The following is a 17,276-nucleotide window of genomic DNA, read 5'->3' on the forward strand; positions in this document are numbered from 1 at the left end:
TATTCCAAGAGCGCATCCCGATGTTTGTACATCTGAAATTAGGCGGAAGCAACTGGGCAGAAAGCGGAATCACGAACCAGCCCTTTTTTAATAGGATATTGATATATGACCAGTAATCTTGTAAAGGAGCTCAGGTGATGAAAATTTGTGTGGTTGGCGCCGGGTATGTCGGTTTAACCCTATCAGCGGCACTGGCATCCATCGGACATGACATGATATGCACAGACAAAGACGTCAAAAAAATCGGGCAGCTGAAAAAAGGAGTCATTCCCTTTTACGAGCCTGGGCTTTCAGATGCAATACTTCGTTGCGGCAATCTCTCGTTTTCTTCTGAAGTGAAATCGAGCATGGAGGAATGTCCCGTTATTTTTATCGCAGTCGGAACCCCGCCGCGTTCGGACGGATCAGCTGATACGAAAGCCCTGCAGTCCGTCATCGGTGATTTAAGAGAGGCAATCCGATCGTATAAAACCATCATTACGAAAAGCACTGTTCCGCCCGGGACAAATGAAAACATAGCAAAACAGCTGATTGCCTCCGGAGTGTCTAAAAACCTCTTTAATATCGTATCCAATCCTGAGTTTCTGCGGGAAGGCAATGCCTTATATGACATGCTGCATCCTGACAAAACAGTCATCGGTGTTCAGGAAGAAGATCACGTATCGGCAGCCATCGTCAAATCCATTTACAAACACATTGATACCCCTTTTATCGTTACAAGCTTAGCGGGAGCGGAGCTGATCAAATATGCCAACAATTTCTTTTTAGCAGCCAAAATTTCGTTCATTAACGAAATGGCCCGCATATGTGAAGCCTATCAATCAGATATCTCAGATATTTCCCGCGCTATCGGTCTAGACCCAAGGATCGGGGAGCACTTTTTGCAGGCAGGCATCGGATACGGAGGCTCTTGTTTTCCAAAGGATCTGCAGGCGCTGCAATTTGCTGCCCAGAAAAAAAACACGGAGACCTTCCTGCTCCGGGCCGTGCAGCACATTAATGACACCCAGCTCGGCCTGTATATCAAAAAAATACAGTCATTCTTCGAAACACTTCAAGGCAAGAAAGCGGCTGTACTCGGCATTTCCTTCAAACCGAATACCGATGACATCAGGAATTCTCAGGCTGTCAGACTGATGGAAAGGCTGACGGAGCTGGGATGTGATGTTCATGCATATGATCCTGAAGCTGTACTTCCAGAACATTTGCGGCAGCATGTAACTCAGCATTCTCAAGCTTTTGATGCGATCGAAGAAAGCGACTTTTTATTTTTGGCGACAGAATGGCCCGAGTTTTTAGCGTTTGATTGGAAAAAGGCTGCAGGCATCATGAAAGGGCGTCTTGTGATTGACGGACGCAACGTATTAAAAAAAGAACTGATCGAGGCTTGCGGCCTGATCTGTACGGGAGTTGGCCGTCCATGAAAATACTAGTCACAGGAGCAGCGGGCTTTATCGGCTCCCACCTCTGCGAAGAATTACTAAAAGATAAGAAACATAACGTTATCGGAATCGATGACTTTATCGGTCCTACTCCATTTTCCTTGAAATTAAAAAACCTTAAAAACCTGCTGCCGGAAAAGCGATTTACGTTCATAAAGGAAAATCTGCTGACAGCGGATCTTGCTCCCTTACTGGAAGGAGTGGACGTCATCTTTCATTTGGCGGCCATACCGGGTGTCCGCTCAAGCTGGGGCAGTCATTTTCACCCATATGCCGCACATAATATCCAAGCGCTCCAAAGGCTCCTCGAGGCGTGCCGGGAACATTCTATTCAAACGTTCGTCTTTGCATCCACCTCTTCCGTCTATGGTGAAAAACAAGGAAAAGTCAGCGAAAACACGTCGCTTTCTCCTTTATCTCCGTACGGGGTAACAAAGCTTACGGGAGAAAAGCTTTGCCATGTGTATCAACAAAGCTTTGGCATTCCAATTGTGATTCTCCGTTTTTTTACCGTATACGGGCCAAGACAGCGGCCGGATATGGCTTTTCACCGGCTCATTAAGCAGCACCTTCAGCAAAAGCCGCTTACCATCTTCGGTGATGGGCAGCAGTCAAGAGATTTCACTTATATCGGCGACTGTGTCAAAGGCATCACCGCTGTTCTTGGGAAACCCCACCTTATTGGTGAAACAGTAAATATCGGCGGTGCTGAGCGTGCCTCAGTCTTAAAGGTTGTCTCCCTCATTGAGGATATTTCCAGTAGAAAAGCAACACTGCACTTTTCGGACAAAATAGCAGGGGAACCGAGCAACACGTGGGCGGATATTTCAAAAGCAAAGCAGCTCTTGCATTATGATCCCGCCACATCCTTAAAGGATGGCTTGACCAACGAAATCGCCTATTTATCGTCGCTGTATCAGGGGGAATAAAAATGAAGCTTGCCTTTATCTGTACAGAAAAGCTGCCGGCGCCCGCAGTACGCGGCGGCGCTATTCAAATGATGATTGACGGTGTCACGCCCTATTTCAGCAGCAGGTACGACCTGACCATTTTTTCAATTGAAGATCCATCGCTTCCAAAAAGAGAAACAAAAGACGGCGTACATTATATCCATCTGCCAAAAGAACATTACCGCGAGGCGGTAGCCGAAGAGCTGCGAGCCTCTTCCTTTGACCTCATTCATGTGTTCAACAGGCCTTTAAATGTCTCTTTATATAAAAAAGCCTCACCAAACAGCAAGATCGTTCTGAGCCTGCATAACGAAATGTTTTCTGAAAAAAAGATGACCTTCGCGCAAGGAAAAGAAGTACTCGACAATGTCTCCATGATCACAACTGTGAGCGAATTTATTAAACAAACCGTCATTGAACGTTTCCCTGAAGCAGAGGACATCACAAAAGTTGTGTATTCCGGCGTTGATTTAAACTCTTATCCGCCCGTCTGGACGATGAAAGGCTCGGCTGTCAGAAAAACATACCGGAAAAAATACGGTATTGAAGATAAAAAAGTTATTTTATTCGCCGGCCGCTTAAGCCCGACAAAAGGACCTCACCTTCTCATTCACAGCATGAGACGGATTTTGCAGCAGCACCCTGATGCTGTACTGGTCATAGCAGGCGGGAAGTGGTTCAGCGATGACAGCGAAAACCAATATGTAACCTATCTGCGTACGCTGGCGCTGCCATACAGAGACCACATAATTTTTACAAAATTCATTCCCGCTGACGACATCCCAAACCTTTTTCTGATGGCAGATGTATTTGTGTGCAGCTCTCAGTGGAACGAACCCCTCGCCCGTGTGAATTATGAAGCAATGGCGGCCGGCACGCCCTTAATTACCACAAACCGGGGCGGAAACGGAGAAGTCGTAAAAGACGAAGTCACCGGCCTTGTCATCGACAGATACAACAAACCTTCTTCATTTGCAAAAGCAATTGACAGAGCCTTTACAGATCAAGAATTAATGAGCAAAATGACAAAAAACGCCCGACAGCATGTAGAAGCTTTATTTACCTTTACCCATGCGGCCAAAAGGCTCAATACTGTTTACCAATCCGTTCTCACTCCGAAAAACAAACAATTTCCGCCGCCTTTTCTGACGCAAAATTTTGATTTATCATCTATCAATCAGCTTTTTGTGAAAGCAAAAACATAAAACCTACAGCTCGTGTTGCAAAACGGGCTGTTTTTTTGCTGCAGAGAACATGAAAAAAGGCATAAATATGACTTTATGCCTTGCGCTTTACGGTTTGAGAAAACCATGGAGCTGGTTTAGATTCACTTGGAAGAATGATGATTTCCACTCTAGCTTCCTCCGCTAAGTCTGGTTCTTCATCTTCATCCTCTTCTTCATATGGGGGCACTGAGCGTTTCGAATCACGTTCCTCCTCAGGCTCTAGAATGGTTTCGAATTTCGTTTCTTCTTCATCATCGACGATTTTGTGATCTGTTTCCTTTTCCTTCGTTTCTTCTTGATATTCTTTCGGTGCATTGATGTGAGGGAGCTCTCGAATGCTGCCCACATCTAAATGCTTCTCCTCTTCTTCCTTCTCAGCTGAGATTGAGTCATGAGCCTGCCATCCCATCGGTCCAGGCGGTGTAAATACGAATTGGTCGAGATCCAGTTTAGAAATAGAGGCTTTTTGTCTCGATGACCTCATGTCAATTCGCCTCCCGATACGCTTTTATCTTTTTATACAGTTCCGGCAGTTTATCCAAAAACGAATCTTTAGATTCTTCAACAGAAATCATGTTTTGCAGCGCCCAGTTATACTTCTCATCTGACCACGTTTTCTTTTGCTTCAAATAATATTTGTGCCCGATTGCACAGAACAAATGCGGAAACGCGAGATCAATCCAAAGTACCTCGTACTGTTTTTCTGTGAGTGGATACACTGCGTCGTAGGACGCAAGCAGTGCAACCATGAAATCAGTATCCCATACAGAAAGCTTAACCATCACTTTATTCAGCAGAATACGAAGGTCTCTTGACGGCAAATCGTAGGTAATCGAGTGAAGCTCCTTTAAAAAAGGCTCCCCTTCGATCTCTGTCAAACGTGCCAATGTAAAATCCTGAAAACAGAATCCGCCATGCTCGAGCGTTTCTTTTGTCCAGGTTTCGTATTCTGAGTCATCAAGCGCTTGCAGAGCTTCTTTTCCTCTTGCCAGCATTTTATCAGCATGTTTTAAGAAAGTTTGCGAAAATACGTCATCAGGATAGGATGCCGCGATCTGCATATTCCCTTCAAGTTCCTGCAGCTTCCATCGGTACAATTTGTGCCATTTTCCCAGCCTGCTTCTCTTCTTGCTTTCATCTGTGCAAACATATCCTTTTGAGGCATGATGAAAATGGCCGGCAAATGACATGACTTTTTTCATTTGCTCTGCATCATAGTAAATCATTTCTTTTCCTGTCACTTTGTCATATAAGCTGTAAGAAACCTGATCCGTGCCCAAGCAGCTCCCGCCATTTTTTGTTTGATGAATCGGCGCTATCGGCAGCCCTTTCTCTTGTAAATGGGCGTGTGCCTGAGTGATAAAAAGCATCCGCTCCGGTTTCATTTGCGCTTCTTTTAGCAGCTTTGGGCCATGATCAGTTTCGACTTCCCAGATTTTGCGTCCGCTTTTGTTCGATTTCAGCGCCACATTGTCAATATGAAAAGGATAATAGCTGAGAATTTCGGACACAATCTGTTCTTCATGCTCTTTTTGGTACACTCTGTTCACCCCTTCTATCTGTTCTTTTCATAGACGCTGAGCAGATTTTCAGCCACCCTCTGCCAGCCGAAATTGCTTTCTGCCTCACGGCGGCTGTATTTCCCAAGCCGTTCCCGCTTTTCTGAGCTGCTCAGCAAATCATTGATATGTTCGGCATATTGTTTAGGATTTTCAAAGTCATGAATGATGTAGCCGTTTTTCCCTTCCTCTATGACCTCTGGATTGCCTCCCCGATTGCTTGTAATAATAGGAAGTCCCGCAGCCATCGCTTCATAATGCACCCTTGCTAAAGGCTCCTGCCATTGCGAAGAGCATACAAATACATCTGACATGGTATAAAGGCGCGGAATGTCCTTTGGCTTCACAAATTGAATAAATGTGACATGATCCTTTTGCATCGCACCAAGGGTATGAAGATGTTTGACATAGTTATTTAATTCATTATCTCCGAACCATTTTGACCCGATAAACACCATCATGACATCGGGGTGCTCCTCAATGATGTCCGGCAAAGCCTGCAATAATATGTGCGGGCCTTTGACTTTGCTAAGCCGGCCGACAAACAAGACGATTTTTTTGCCGTGAAGCCCCAGCTCGCTTCGCATCTCTTCGCGAGCTCGCTGCCCTTCATTCGTCCAGCGAGGGTGGTACGTTTTTAAATCCACACCGGAATACACCGTTTTTGTTTTTGATCGTGCTGACGGAAAACGGCTTGTGATCGTCTGTCCGATATAATCGCTGACCGTAACAATCTGCGCTACGGAGTCGATGCAAATCTCGCCTTCCGCCTGGCTGATTTTATCGTAAGCGAACATTTCATTGTGAACGCTTAAAATAAAAACAGCATCCGGCGCCTGTTTCTTCAATTTCGGAACCCAGCTTGGGCGATTACAAACATGCACAAGATCAAAACGGCTCTTTTTCAGCTCTGCTCCAACGGCTTCTTCATAACGGTCTTCATCCAAATGCACATAATGGACACCGTCTACCTTCTCTCTATCAGCGAGATTCGGATCTTTAATAGAAAACACAGTCACCTCATGTTTTTTTGCAATTAAAGGGGCAACCGCTTCGAGGTAGATTTGAATGGCGCCTCCTCGAACCGATGGGACAGGAAGCTTCTCTGTGGCGATCAGTGCTATTTTCATACATAGCCTCCATTCCTGCATGATTTTTAACTAGTTAGAATCATGATACGGCTGAACAACCAACTTGTGCGGAATGGGACTGCCCTAAAAACAAAACGGGTAAACAACCAGATTCATCTATTAAATATAGTCAAATAACTCAATCATTTTTTCCTTTTGATTCATAAGGTAGGAGTAAAACAGGTAAGGATGTGTCCTTTAATGGCAGAAAACCATGAAGTCATTGAGGAGGGGAATTCATCAGAGCTTCCTTTATCAGCAGAAGATGCAAAAAAATTAACGGAGCTGGCTGAAAATGTGCTTCAAGGATGGGATGTGCAGGCTGAAAAAATAGACGTCATTCAGGGAAACCAGATGGCGCTTGTCTGGAAGGTCCACACAGACTCCGGCGCGGTTTGTCTAAAACGAATACACAGGCCAGAAAAGAAAGCGTTGTTTTCCATTTTCGCGCAGGACTATTTAGCAAAAAAAGGCATGAATGTTCCTGGCATACTCCCAAACAAAAAAGGTAGCCTATATTCTAAGCACGGCTCATTTCTATTTGTCGTATATGACTGGATCGAAGGAAGACCGTTTGAGCTGACTGTAAAGCAGGACTTGGAGTTTATCATGAAAGGCCTTGCTGATTTTCATACAGCTTCCGTCGGATATCAGCCGCCAAATGGCGTTCCCATATTTACCAAATTAGGTCGCTGGCCGAATCACTACACGAAACGATGCAAACAGATGGAAACGTGGAAGCTGATGGCGGAGGCGGAAAAAGAAGATCCTTTCTCACAGCTTTATCTTCAGGAGATAGATGGCTTTATTGAAGACGGGCTGCGCATCAAAGACCGGCTTTTGCAATCGACCTATGTTCCATGGACTGAACAGCTGAAAAAAAGCCCTAACCTTTGCCACCAGGATTACGGAACCGGGAATACACTCTTAGGAGAAAATGAACAGATTTGGGTCATCGACTTAGATACCGTATCATTTGATCTGCCTATTCGCGATTTGCGCAAAATGATTATTCCGCTTTTGGATACGACGGGTGTTTGGGATGACGAGACATTTCATGTCATGCTGAACGCATACGAATCCAGAGCCCCATTAACTGAAGAACAAAAACAAGTCATGTTTATAGATATGCTGTTTCCTTATGAGCTTTACGATGTCATTCGCGAAAAATACGTCCGCAAGTCTGCTTTACCGAAGGAAGAATTAGAATCAGCTTTTGAATATGAACGCATTAAATCAAACGCATTGCAGCAGCTGATTTAAACCCATCATTTCCCCCGCATATCGGGGGTTTGATCTTTATAAGATAAAGGGTAAATAAATACATACGGAGGGTACAAACATGAAAAAGATTTTCGGCGCCATAGCGGTTTTTGTGATTACATATGCGCTGTTTTCAGCCGCAGGCTACCTGTTTCCTGTGGACCAAGAATGGTACAATTCATTGAAAAAACCGGACTGGACGCCAAGCGGAAATGCGATCGGCATCATTTGGGCCATCCTGTTTGCCCTGATCTCCCTTTCAGCAGCCATTGTATATGCTGCGTTTTCATTTAAAGGTGCGAAAAGCTTTTGGTTTACACTTTTGATAAATTACGTGCTCAATCAAGCCTTCAGCTATTTCCAGTTTACGCAAAAAAATCTGCTGGCTGCATCGCTTGACTGCCTGCTTGTCGCCATCACAGCAATCGTATTACTGATCATTGCCAAAAAATACAGCAGAATTGCAAGCTATCTTCTTTTGCCTTATTTTTTATGGAGTGCATTTGCGACGTTCTTATCCTTTACAATCAATTCAATGAATCTGTGAACAAAAAAAGCCGTTTATACAGCGGCTTTTTCACATCATCGGCTTGATGCCCCAAATGTCCTTCGCATATTCCCGGATCGTGCGGTCGCTGGAGAAATATCCTGAATGAGCAATGTTTACAATCGAACGCTCAGACCATTTCCTTCGCTCTCGATAATCAGCTTGAATTCGCTCCTGCGCATCTGCATATGAGCTGAAATCCTTCAGCACAAAATACTCATCATTATGCGGAAGCAGCGAGTCAAAGATCGATTCAAATTCATCTGCTTCTCCTTCAAAAAAACCATTGATCAGCTGATCCGCTACCTGCCTGATTCTTCTGTCATGCTGATAATATTCCCTCGATCTATAGCCGCCGTTTTCCTGATACGATAGAACCTCATCCGCCTTTAAGCCGAACGTGTAAATACAGTCAGGGCCCACCCGCTCAAGGATCTCGATATTTGCTCCGTCATGCGTGCCGATCGTCAAAGCCCCATTCATCATAAACTTCATATTCCCTGTACCAGACGCTTCCTTGCTTGCGGTTGAAATTTGCTCACTTACGTCTGATGCCGGAAAAATTCGCTCAGCCATAGAAACTCTATAATTTTCTAAAAAAACAACTTTGATCAGCTGTTTGACCGCCGGATCATAATTGACTTTTTCTGCGACAGAATGGATCAGCTTAATGATTTTCTTGGCATAATAATAGCTTGGTGAAGCCTTTGCCCCGAAAATAAAGGTTTGCGGGTAGATTGAAAACCCCGAATCCTCCTTGAGGCGGTTATACAAATACATAATGTGAAGAACATTCAGCAGCTGCCGTTTATATGCATGAAGTCGTTTCACCTGTACGTCGAATATGCTCTCAGGGTTCACAACCACCCCGGCCGTGCAAAAAATCAAATCGGCAAGCTCTTGTTTTTTCTTGCTTTTGTTGTTTTGAAACTGTTCAATAAATGCAGGATCAGTGGCGTACGGTTCTAAACGGATCAGTGATTCCGGCTGTTTGACCCATTCATCGCCGATCGCCTCTGTAATGATGGCAGACAAGCCTGGATTCGCTTTTAACAGCCAGCGCCTGTGGGCAATTCCATTCGTCTTATTGTTAAAACGATTCGGAAACAGCAAGTGAAAGTCGCGCATCTCCCTTTCCTTTAATATATCGGAATGTATTTTTGCAACGCCATTTACACTGTAGCTGCCTACTATGGCCAGATGAGCCATTTTGACAACACCATGCGCTGTAATCGCCATGTTCTCTATCCTTTTCCAGTCTCCCGGATACTTTTCCCAAACTGCGCGGCAAAACCTCTCATTGATCTCTTCAATAATCATGTACATTCGCGGGAGCAGCGGCTTAAACAAATGAATCGGCCATTTCTCGAGCGCTTCTGACAATGTTGTATGATTTGTATAAGAAATCGTATGTACAGTGATATGCCAAGCTTCTTCCCAGCCCATGTTCTCTTCATCGAGCAAAATCCGCATCAGCTCAGGCACCGCAAGCGCAGGGTGAGTGTCATTAATATGAATGCTCACTTTTTTATGCAGGCCGGATAAAGATTTATGTGTTTTTCGGTAATTGTTCACAATGCTTTTTAAGCTTGCGCATACTAAAAAATACTGCTGCTTCAGCCGTAAAATTTTCCCCTCATCATGGGTGTCATCGGGATATAAGAATTCAGAAACCGCTTCTGTTTCTCGCTTATAAGACAAAATATTACCGCCGTGATAATGGGCATAGGGCTCGGCGTTCCAAAGCCTTAACGTGTTGACAGTGCCCGTTTCATAGCCGATGATCGGGATATCATAAGGAACAGCGGTAACAATTGTCGCTTGTTCGTGGCGAAAATGCAGGCGCCCGCTTTTTTCTGTCATATGGACTTCGCCCCAAAACGGCACGTCCACTGCTTGATCCGCATTCCTTACTTCCCATACGTTCCCGTTTTTCAGCCATTGCTCAGGCAGCTCCACCTGATGTCCGTCTACAATTTTTTGCTCAAACAAGCCATGCTTATAACGTATGCCCATCCCGTGCCCCGGCAGGTTCAACGAAGCAAGAGAATCTAAAAAGCAAGCGGCCAAGCGGCCAAGCCCGCCGTTGCCGAGACCTGCATCGTTCTCTATCTGAAGGATTTCCTCTAAATTGATGCCGATTTCCTTTAAACCAGCTTCTACAACATCACGAACACCAAGATTCATTAAGTTTTGCTCAAGGAGCTGACCGAGCAGAAATTCGATTGATAAATAATATGTCTGCTTCCCGGAATTTGATCTGCTTTTTTCATTCGTTTCGATCCAATCAGCGCTGATATACTCTCTGACCATATTGCCCAACGTTTTATATTGATCCAGCTTGGCAGAATCTTTAAAGCTTTTTCCGCACGTCATTTCCAGACGCTTTAAAAATAAGTCTGCAAAGCGTTCTTTACTCGAGAACATCCCGTCCACTCCTTGTCACCTGCTCAAAAATACGCTGATACTCTTTAGCCGACTTCCCCCAGCTGTAATCTGCATTCATTGCGGTCTTCACGATGCTCTTCCATACATCCTGTTGGCGATAAAACAACAGCGCTCGTTCAATCGTAAATTTCAGATCATGCGCATTAAAGGCGGAAAACGTAAAGCCATTGCCCGTTCCCTCTTCCTCCTGATAGGCACGGACAGTGTCGTAAAGACCGCCCGTTTCCCTGACAATCGGAATGGCGCCATATTGAAGAGCAATGAGCTGCCCCAAACCGCACGGCTCAAATTTCGACGGCATCAAAAACATATCAGAGCCCGCATAAATTTGATGGGCTAGTGGCTCATCAAACCCGATATAAGCCCGGCACTTCTCATGAAAAGCAAATTCTGCATACCGGAAATAATCTTCAAATTCACGTTCTCCTGTGCCTAGCACAACCAGCTGTATGTCTTGCTCCTCAAGAAGTTCGTGCATAATTCTGCGGACAAGATCAAGCCCCTTTTGTTTAGTGAGCCTTGTCACCATACTGATCAGCGGAATATCGTTTTTCTCTGGAAGCCCCATCCGCCGCTGAAGCTTCGTTTTGTTTTCCAACTTGCATGCAAGATCCCCTGAATCGTATTGCGCCTCTATATAAGGGTCGCTTTTCGGCTGATAGAACGTATCATCAATGCCATTTAATATGCCGGTTACATCATTTTCCCTATATTGCAAAACCTGCTCCAGCTGCTCACCATAATACGGCGTCAATATTTCATTTCTGTAAGTGGGACTCACAGTTGTCACATGATCAGCCGCAATGATGCCCGCCTTCATAAAATTAACAAATCCGTTGCATTCTAACCTTTCATAATGAAAATGATCCATCTCAAGACCCAGCAAGTCATGTGTGACATCAGGAGGAAATATGCCTTGAAACTGCAGGTTGTGGATCGTGAGCACGCTTTTCATCCGTTCATAAAAAGGATGTTTTCTGTACTCCTCTTTCAGCAAATAATTGACCATCGCTGTATGCCAATCGTGAGTATGAACAATATCGGCTTGAACATTCACAACTTTGGCAGCCTCCAGCACAGCTCTTGAAAAAAAGGCAAACCGCTCACCGTCATCATAATGCCCGTACAACGAATCCCTGTTGAAATAGTACTCATTGTCGATGAAGTAATAATTCACATCGTCTTGGGCCATATGTTCAATTCCGCAATATTGCTGACGCCAGCCGACAGCTACCGTACACTCAGCCTGTTTTTTCATACGCTTTTTCCACGGTTCAGGTATTTGGCTGTACTTCGGCAGCATCACAGCTACTTCATTGCCTAATCGTGCAAGTTCCTTTGGCAGAGCACCTGCTACATCGGCAAGACCTCCTGATTTCACAAATGGGGTGCATTCTGACACAGCAAATAATATCTTCAAGAATTCATCAGCTCTCCTTGCACCAAACCTTTTCTTAATAAAAGCGGCTGCTCAGCTGTTCCTGCAGCTTCCGTCGCCTTGCCGATTTTAACGTCCTTATCCGAAATGACCTGCTCAAGAAGACAATCCTCGCCAATCTGCGTTTTTTGCATAATAATACAGTTTTTCAGCTTCGTACCCTTTCCGACATGGACCGCCCTGAACAAAATGCAGTTTTCAACCTCTCCTTCAAGCACACAGCCGTTTGCCACCAAAGAATTTTTGACAGTGCTGTGCTTTCCGTATTTCGTAGGCGGCTCATCCTTCACTTTTGTATAGATCGGCTGCTGCGGCAAAAACACCTGCTGCCAAAAACGAGGCTGAATGAGTTCCATACTGTGGGTATAATATTTTTCCACCGAATCAATAACTGCGGCATAACCTGAATATTCATAAGGGCAAATGGTCAGGGCGGAAGATTCCTTTTCAACAGCCTCCTGAATGGTTTTATAGCCTTTTTCGCTATGTCCGTAGATCAGATCCTTTAAAAGCGTTGTTGACATGATATAGATTTGCAGCGACTGGCCGTCCTGAAATACCTCGGTGACGTCGCAGCCAACCTCCTGATGGCGTTTCAGCACATATTGAAATTGAATGTTGCATACGGTATGGCTGTTGGAGATTACAGCATATTGCTGAGTGCTTCTGTGGAAGTAATCTAGATGGTCCGAAAACTGGCGAAAGGAACCGAATTCATCGTATTCGTGATGAAGATGGGGAGACGGGAAAAAAAAGAGGCCGTCCTTTTTCCGGTGCAAATCCCATTCCTTACCCGCCCCAAGGTGATCCATGAGCGAACGGTAACGATACTTCGGAAAAATTGCAACACTCCTAATATCCGCATTCACCATGTTGGAAAGCATAAAATCAATCAGTCGGTACCTGCCGGCAAAAGGGATCGCCCCGAGCGACCGCTGTGCTGTTAAATCCTGAAGAGAATGCTTATATGTGGTTTCATCTATAACACCTAACATTTGATTATTGAACACTGACTCTGCCCCCTCTTCAGTAATTAAATCAATTCTTTTTCTACAAATTCCTCTGAAACGAGCAGCACCTCTTCAATGTCTTTTTCGGAGCGAATCACTGCGCCATCCGGCAGCACCATCCCATTAGGAACAATGGCATTTTCAATGACTACATGCTCCCCAATCGTCACATCCGGCATTATGACGGATGATGTAACAGTCGTATGCTTACCAACAGTCACACCTTGAAAAAGAACGGAGTGAGACACATTTCCATATACAACACAACCTTCGTTCACAAGCGAATCTTGAACCTGCGCATCAGATGAAATAAATTGCGGAGGCTGATTTGGATTGACGGAGTAAATTTTCCATTTGCGTTCAAACAGCTTCAGCTCCGAGTCCTCTTTTAACAAATCCATATTGGCTTCCCACAAGCTCTGCACCGTTCCGACATCCTTCCAATATCCCTTGAACGGATAAGCAGAAAGCTTCTTTTTCTCTTCCAAAAGCAGAGGAATAATGTCTTTGCCGAAGTCGTGGCTAGAATAAGGGTTTTGATCGTCCATCTCAAGATACTGTTTCAAAAGCGGCCAATTGAATATATAAATTCCCATTGAGGCAAGATTGCTCTTAGGGAATTTGGGCTTTTCATCAAAATGTGTGATCGTCCCATCTGGATTGGCCTTCATGATGCCGAATCGGCTTGCTTCCTCCCAGCCCACTTCGATGACAGAGATGGTCACATCTGCTTTCTTTTCAATGTGATAATCAAGCATTTTGCCGTAGTCCATCTTGTATATGTGATCTCCTGATAAAATCAGTACATACTCAGGATCATACTGATTCAAATAATTGAGATTTTCATAAATGGCGCTTGCCGTCCCTTTATACCATTTGACTTCTGATGACTCGGCATAAGGGGGTAAAACCGTCACGCCGCCATTATATCTATCCAGGTCCCATGCACTGCCGATCCCAATATAGGAATTCAGCTCAAGCGGCTGATATTGCGTTAAAATCCCGACTGTGTCTATGCCTGAATTAGAACAGTTGCTTAGGGTAAAATCAATAATCCTGTATTTTCCCCCGAAAGATACAGCCGGTTTGGCCATATTTTTTGTTAATCCGCTGAGACGGCTGCCCTTCCCGCCGGCAAGGAGCATGGCTACACATTGTTTTTTCATCTTTTTATCTCTCCTCTTTTTTTAACCGCCCGTAAAATCGAGATGCCGTAAGGGGGGATGGTCATCGTGATATAACACGGTTTATGATGAAGTGCTCCCTTTTTGGCCGATAACGGCTTTTTGTTGATTTGCCCTGAGCCTCCATATGTTTCACTGTCACTGTTAAGCACTTCAATGTATTGAGTAAAAAAAGGAACTCCAACATCATATTGATGATAGACCACGGGTGTAAAATTACAAATGATGACAAGCGCCTCACCGTGCTTTTTGCCATAACGAATAAAAGAAAAGATTGATTGTTCGTCATTATGGACATCAATCCATTCAAACGATTGTGCACGATGGTCATGCTCGTAAAGGATTTTGCTTTTTTGGTAAAAGCGGAGAAGATCTTGCGTAAAAACGCTGGCTTTCTGATGCATGGGGAAGGAGTCCAAAAACCAATCAAGCTGTTCTGTATCTTTCCATTCATCAAATTGGGCAAACTCTGATCCCATAAAGATCAATTTCTTTCCTGGATGCACTGTCATATAGCCCAGCAAAAGCCGATACTGGGCAAATTTCTGCCAGTAGTCGCCAGGCATTTTATTAAGAAGTGATTTTTTTCCGTATACGACTTCATCATGAGAAAACGGCAATACAAAATGCTCACTAAACGCATATAGTAATGAAAAAGAGATAAGCTGATGACAATGCCGCCTTTCTTCGGGCGGCGTCTCCATGTATTTCAGTACGTCATTCATCCATCCCATATTCCATTTATAATGAAAACCAAGCCCCCCTTCCTCAACGGCACCTGTCACTTGAGGCCATTCTGTAGAATCTTCCGCAATCATCATCACATGGGGATATGCCTCTCTCATGGTTTGATTGAGTTTTTTTAAAAACTCAACAGCATATGGATTCGTGTGGCGTTCATCCTGATTTGGCCAATACAAGATATTAGCCACTGCATCAACCCTAAATCCATCTATATGATAGAATTCCGCCCAGTACAACGCATTCGAAATTAAAAAACTATGAACTTCCGGTTTTCCCAGGTCAAAGTTTGCCGTGCCCCATAACCAGTTCTCCCGATCACGTTCTTCTTTGTATTCATAAAGCGGTTCTCCATCAAACATATAGAGTCCATGTGCATCTTTACAAAAATGTCCGGGGACCCAATCCAAAATGACTCCGATATTTTGTTGATGACATTCATCAACAAACTTCATCAGATCATGCGGCGTGCCAAACCTGCTTGTCGGGCTGTAATACCCCGTTCCTTGGTATCCCCATGAACGATCATATGGATGCTCATACACCGGAAGCAGTTCAATATGGGTAAACCCATGCTCCTTGATATAAGGGATAAGCGTCTGACTTAATTCTTTATAGGAATAATGCCTGCCATCAGAATGCTTCTTCCAAGACCCAAGATGCAGTTCATAAATGAAAACAGGTTTTTCATACAGCGTCTTAGCCTTCTGTTTATTTTGCCATTTTTGATCTTGCCAGCTGTACCCTTCCAAATTGTAAGTAAGTGACGCTGTGTTTGGTCTGACTTCTGAATAAATAGCGTATGGATCTGCCTTCAGCCTGATCTCACCGTTATTCGTCACGATTTCATATTTATATCGTTCCTTTTCTCCTATACCTGGAATAAATAACGTCCAAATACCATTATCATTCACTCTGTGCATCACATGCTCTTCTCCAGACCAGCTGTTAAAATCTCCAGCCACTCGTACTTCCGACGCATGAGGCGCCCACACACAGAATTCATATCCGCTTTTGCCATTCAGCTCGCGGTAATGCGAGCCAAACAGCTGATAGCTTTTAAACAGACTGCCTTCGTGAAAAAGATAAACATCATGTGCTGTCGGGCTGGCAGCGGCCATGTAATCATCCTTTCTGACATCATAGTTTTCATTTATAGTATTTATTCGAAGAAATAAAAAAAAGCCCTTTGCTGAAAGCGCTTATACTTATAGACAATTAACTTCATTTTCTGAAGAAAAACGAAATATATGGAGATTTTTGTAGTCTGTTTTTAAAATAAAGAACAAAATCTAAGACATATCATGATTTAAAAAACAAAAAAACCTTGCAGGATATGCAAGGCTTCTGGATGACCCGTACGGGATTCGAACCCGTGTTACCGCCGTGAAAGGGCGGTGTCTTAACCGCTTGACCAACGGGCCGAAAATTATTATATCTGTAATCATATGGCGGAGAAGGAGGGATTTGAACCCTCGCGCCGCTTACACGACCTACACCCTTAGCAGGGGCGCCTCTTCAGCCACTTGAGTACTTCTCCATTTGGCTCCACAGGCAGGATTCGAACCTGCGACCGATCGGTTAACAGCCGATAGCTCTACCACTGAGCTACTGTGGAATACAAAAGTCATGGTGGGCCTGAATGGACTCGAACCATCGACCTCACGCTTATCAGGCGTGCGCTCTAACCAGCTGAGCTACAGGCCCATGACGATATAGAAATGGAGCGGGTGATGGGAATCGAACCCACGACATCAGCTTGGAAGGCTGAGGTTTTACCACTAAACTACACCCGCAATTTTTATTTGGGGCGATTGATGGGAATCGAACCCACGACATCAGCTTGGAAGGCTGAGGTTTTACCACTAAACTACACCCGCAATTTTTATTTGGGGCGATTGATGGGAATCGAACCCACGAATGCCAGAGCCACAATCTGGTGCGTTAACCACTTCGCCACAACCGCCAAAATATATTGATAAATGGTGGCTCGGGACGGAATCGAACCGCCGACACACGGATTTTCAGTCCGTTGCTCTACCAACTGAGCTACCGAGCCTAAGTATTTAAATGGCGGTCCGGACGGGACTCGAACCCGCGACCTCCTGCGTGACAGGCAGGCATTCTAACCAACTGAACTACCGGACCATTTTAAAATTTGGTTGCGGGGGCAGGATTTGAACCTGCGACCTTCGGGTTATGAGCCCGACGAGCTACCGAACTGCTCCACCCCGCGATGATTAGGAATATGTATGGCGGAGGAAGAGGGATTCGAACCCCCGCGGGCTTTGACACCCCTGTCGGTTTTCAAGACCGATCCCTTCAGCCAGACTTGGGT

General features: G+C 44.6%; 13 protein-coding genes and 11 tRNA genes (1 of these 24 cut by a window edge). 5 read left to right on the plus strand and 19 right to left on the minus strand.

Annotated features, from left to right (window positions below):
- Positions 1-137: 137 nt before the first annotated feature.
- The 3 genes from MHB62_RS15840 to MHB62_RS15850 are packed head-to-tail and all read left to right on the plus strand — an operon-like array spanning position 138 to position 3,597.
- Positions 138-1,424, plus strand: a complete 1,287-nt coding sequence (locus tag MHB62_RS15840) for a UDP-glucose/GDP-mannose dehydrogenase family protein (protein ID WP_015714579.1) — start codon at positions 138-140, stop codon at positions 1,422-1,424.
- The gene (locus MHB62_RS15845; protein ID WP_015714580.1) at positions 1,421-2,371 is read left to right on the plus strand and encodes an NAD(P)-dependent oxidoreductase; all 951 of its coding nucleotides are present in this window, start codon (positions 1,421-1,423) and stop codon (positions 2,369-2,371) included. Before MHB62_RS15840 ends, MHB62_RS15845 begins: the two co-directional genes overlap by 4 nt.
- A gap of 2 nt (positions 2,372-2,373) precedes the next feature.
- Positions 2,374-3,597, plus strand: coding sequence for a glycosyltransferase family 4 protein (locus MHB62_RS15850; protein WP_015714581.1), 1,224 nt, complete (start codon positions 2,374-2,376; stop codon positions 3,595-3,597).
- A gap of 73 nt (positions 3,598-3,670) precedes the next feature.
- Here MHB62_RS15850 and MHB62_RS15855 read toward each other — a convergent pair whose 3' ends face one another.
- The 3 genes from MHB62_RS15855 to cotSA are packed head-to-tail and all read right to left on the minus strand — an operon-like array spanning position 3,671 to position 6,307.
- On the minus strand, positions 3,671-4,102 hold the full coding sequence (locus MHB62_RS15855; protein ID WP_015714582.1) for a hypothetical protein: 432 nt from the start codon (positions 4,100-4,102) through the stop codon (positions 3,671-3,673).
- Position 4,103: 1 nt separating this feature from the next.
- The gene (gene cotS / locus MHB62_RS15860) at positions 4,104-5,159 is read right to left on the minus strand and encodes a spore coat putative kinase CotS (RefSeq protein ID WP_015714583.1); all 1,056 of its coding nucleotides are present in this window, start codon (positions 5,157-5,159) and stop codon (positions 4,104-4,106) included.
- Positions 5,160-5,173: 14 nt separating this feature from the next.
- Positions 5,174-6,307 (minus strand): spore coat protein CotSA, encoded by a 1,134-nt coding sequence (cotSA, locus tag MHB62_RS15865; protein WP_015714584.1) that lies wholly within the window; start codon positions 6,305-6,307, stop codon positions 5,174-5,176.
- Between the two features lie 189 nt (positions 6,308-6,496).
- Here cotSA and cotI point away from each other — a divergent pair, with 189 nt between their 5' ends.
- Both cotI and MHB62_RS15875 read left to right on the plus strand, forming a co-directional pair.
- Positions 6,497-7,570: a spore coat kinase CotI gene (cotI, locus tag MHB62_RS15870; RefSeq protein WP_072175886.1), complete on the plus strand. Its 1,074-nt coding sequence runs from the start codon at positions 6,497-6,499 to the stop codon at positions 7,568-7,570.
- Between the two features lie 79 nt (positions 7,571-7,649).
- Positions 7,650-8,117, plus strand: coding sequence for a TspO/MBR family protein (locus MHB62_RS15875; RefSeq protein WP_015714586.1), 468 nt, complete (start codon positions 7,650-7,652; stop codon positions 8,115-8,117).
- A 30-nt stretch (positions 8,118-8,147) separates the two neighbouring features.
- Here MHB62_RS15875 and glgP read toward each other — a convergent pair whose 3' ends face one another.
- From glgP to MHB62_RS15955, 16 genes are all read right to left on the minus strand, one after another.
- Positions 8,148-10,544, minus strand: a complete 2,397-nt coding sequence (glgP, locus tag MHB62_RS15880; RefSeq protein WP_032722378.1) for a glycogen phosphorylase GlgP — start codon at positions 10,542-10,544, stop codon at positions 8,148-8,150.
- Positions 10,531-11,985: a glycogen synthase GlgA gene (glgA, locus tag MHB62_RS15885; protein WP_032722379.1), complete on the minus strand. Its 1,455-nt coding sequence runs from the start codon at positions 11,983-11,985 to the stop codon at positions 10,531-10,533. Before glgA ends, glgP begins: the two co-directional genes overlap by 14 nt.
- Entirely contained in the window at positions 11,982-13,013 is a 1,032-nt protein-coding gene (gene glgD, locus MHB62_RS15890) for a glucose-1-phosphate adenylyltransferase subunit GlgD (RefSeq protein ID WP_080287624.1), read from the minus strand. The genes glgA and glgD overlap by 4 nt, the downstream gene beginning before the upstream one ends.
- 23 nt (positions 13,014-13,036) lie before the next feature.
- Entirely contained in the window at positions 13,037-14,179 is a 1,143-nt protein-coding gene (locus tag MHB62_RS15895; RefSeq protein ID WP_003229018.1) for a glucose-1-phosphate adenylyltransferase, read from the minus strand.
- The gene (glgB, locus tag MHB62_RS15900) at positions 14,176-16,059 is read right to left on the minus strand and encodes a 1,4-alpha-glucan branching enzyme (protein WP_003229016.1); all 1,884 of its coding nucleotides are present in this window, start codon (positions 16,057-16,059) and stop codon (positions 14,176-14,178) included. The genes MHB62_RS15895 and glgB overlap by 4 nt, the downstream gene beginning before the upstream one ends.
- A 231-nt stretch (positions 16,060-16,290) precedes the next feature.
- Positions 16,291-16,362, minus strand: a tRNA-Glu gene (locus tag MHB62_RS15905).
- A 25-nt stretch (positions 16,363-16,387) separates the two neighbouring features.
- Positions 16,388-16,478 (minus strand) — tRNA-Ser (locus MHB62_RS15910).
- Positions 16,479-16,481: 3 nt separating this feature from the next.
- A tRNA-Asn gene (locus MHB62_RS15915) sits at positions 16,482-16,556 on the minus strand.
- 12 nt (positions 16,557-16,568) lie between these two features.
- Positions 16,569-16,645, minus strand: a tRNA-Ile gene (locus tag MHB62_RS15920).
- 15 nt (positions 16,646-16,660) lie between these two features.
- Positions 16,661-16,734 (minus strand) — tRNA-Gly (locus MHB62_RS15925).
- Positions 16,735-16,744: 10 nt separating this feature from the next.
- A tRNA-Gly gene (locus MHB62_RS15930) sits at positions 16,745-16,818 on the minus strand.
- A 10-nt stretch (positions 16,819-16,828) separates the two neighbouring features.
- A tRNA-His gene (locus MHB62_RS15935) sits at positions 16,829-16,904 on the minus strand.
- Positions 16,905-16,921: 17 nt separating this feature from the next.
- Positions 16,922-16,997: transfer RNA gene (locus tag MHB62_RS15940), tRNA-Phe, on the minus strand.
- A 12-nt stretch (positions 16,998-17,009) separates the two neighbouring features.
- Positions 17,010-17,086: transfer RNA gene (locus tag MHB62_RS15945), tRNA-Asp, on the minus strand.
- An 11-nt stretch (positions 17,087-17,097) separates the two neighbouring features.
- Positions 17,098-17,174 (minus strand) — tRNA-Met (locus tag MHB62_RS15950).
- A gap of 17 nt (positions 17,175-17,191) precedes the next feature.
- Positions 17,192-17,276, minus strand: a tRNA-Ser gene (locus MHB62_RS15955); it runs 8 nt beyond the window's last position.

Origin of the sequence: Bacillus sp. FSL K6-0255 (genome assembly GCF_045040725.1) — a bacterium.
GTDB classification, from domain to species: Bacteria; Bacillota; Bacilli; order Bacillales; family Bacillaceae; genus Bacillus; species Bacillus subtilis.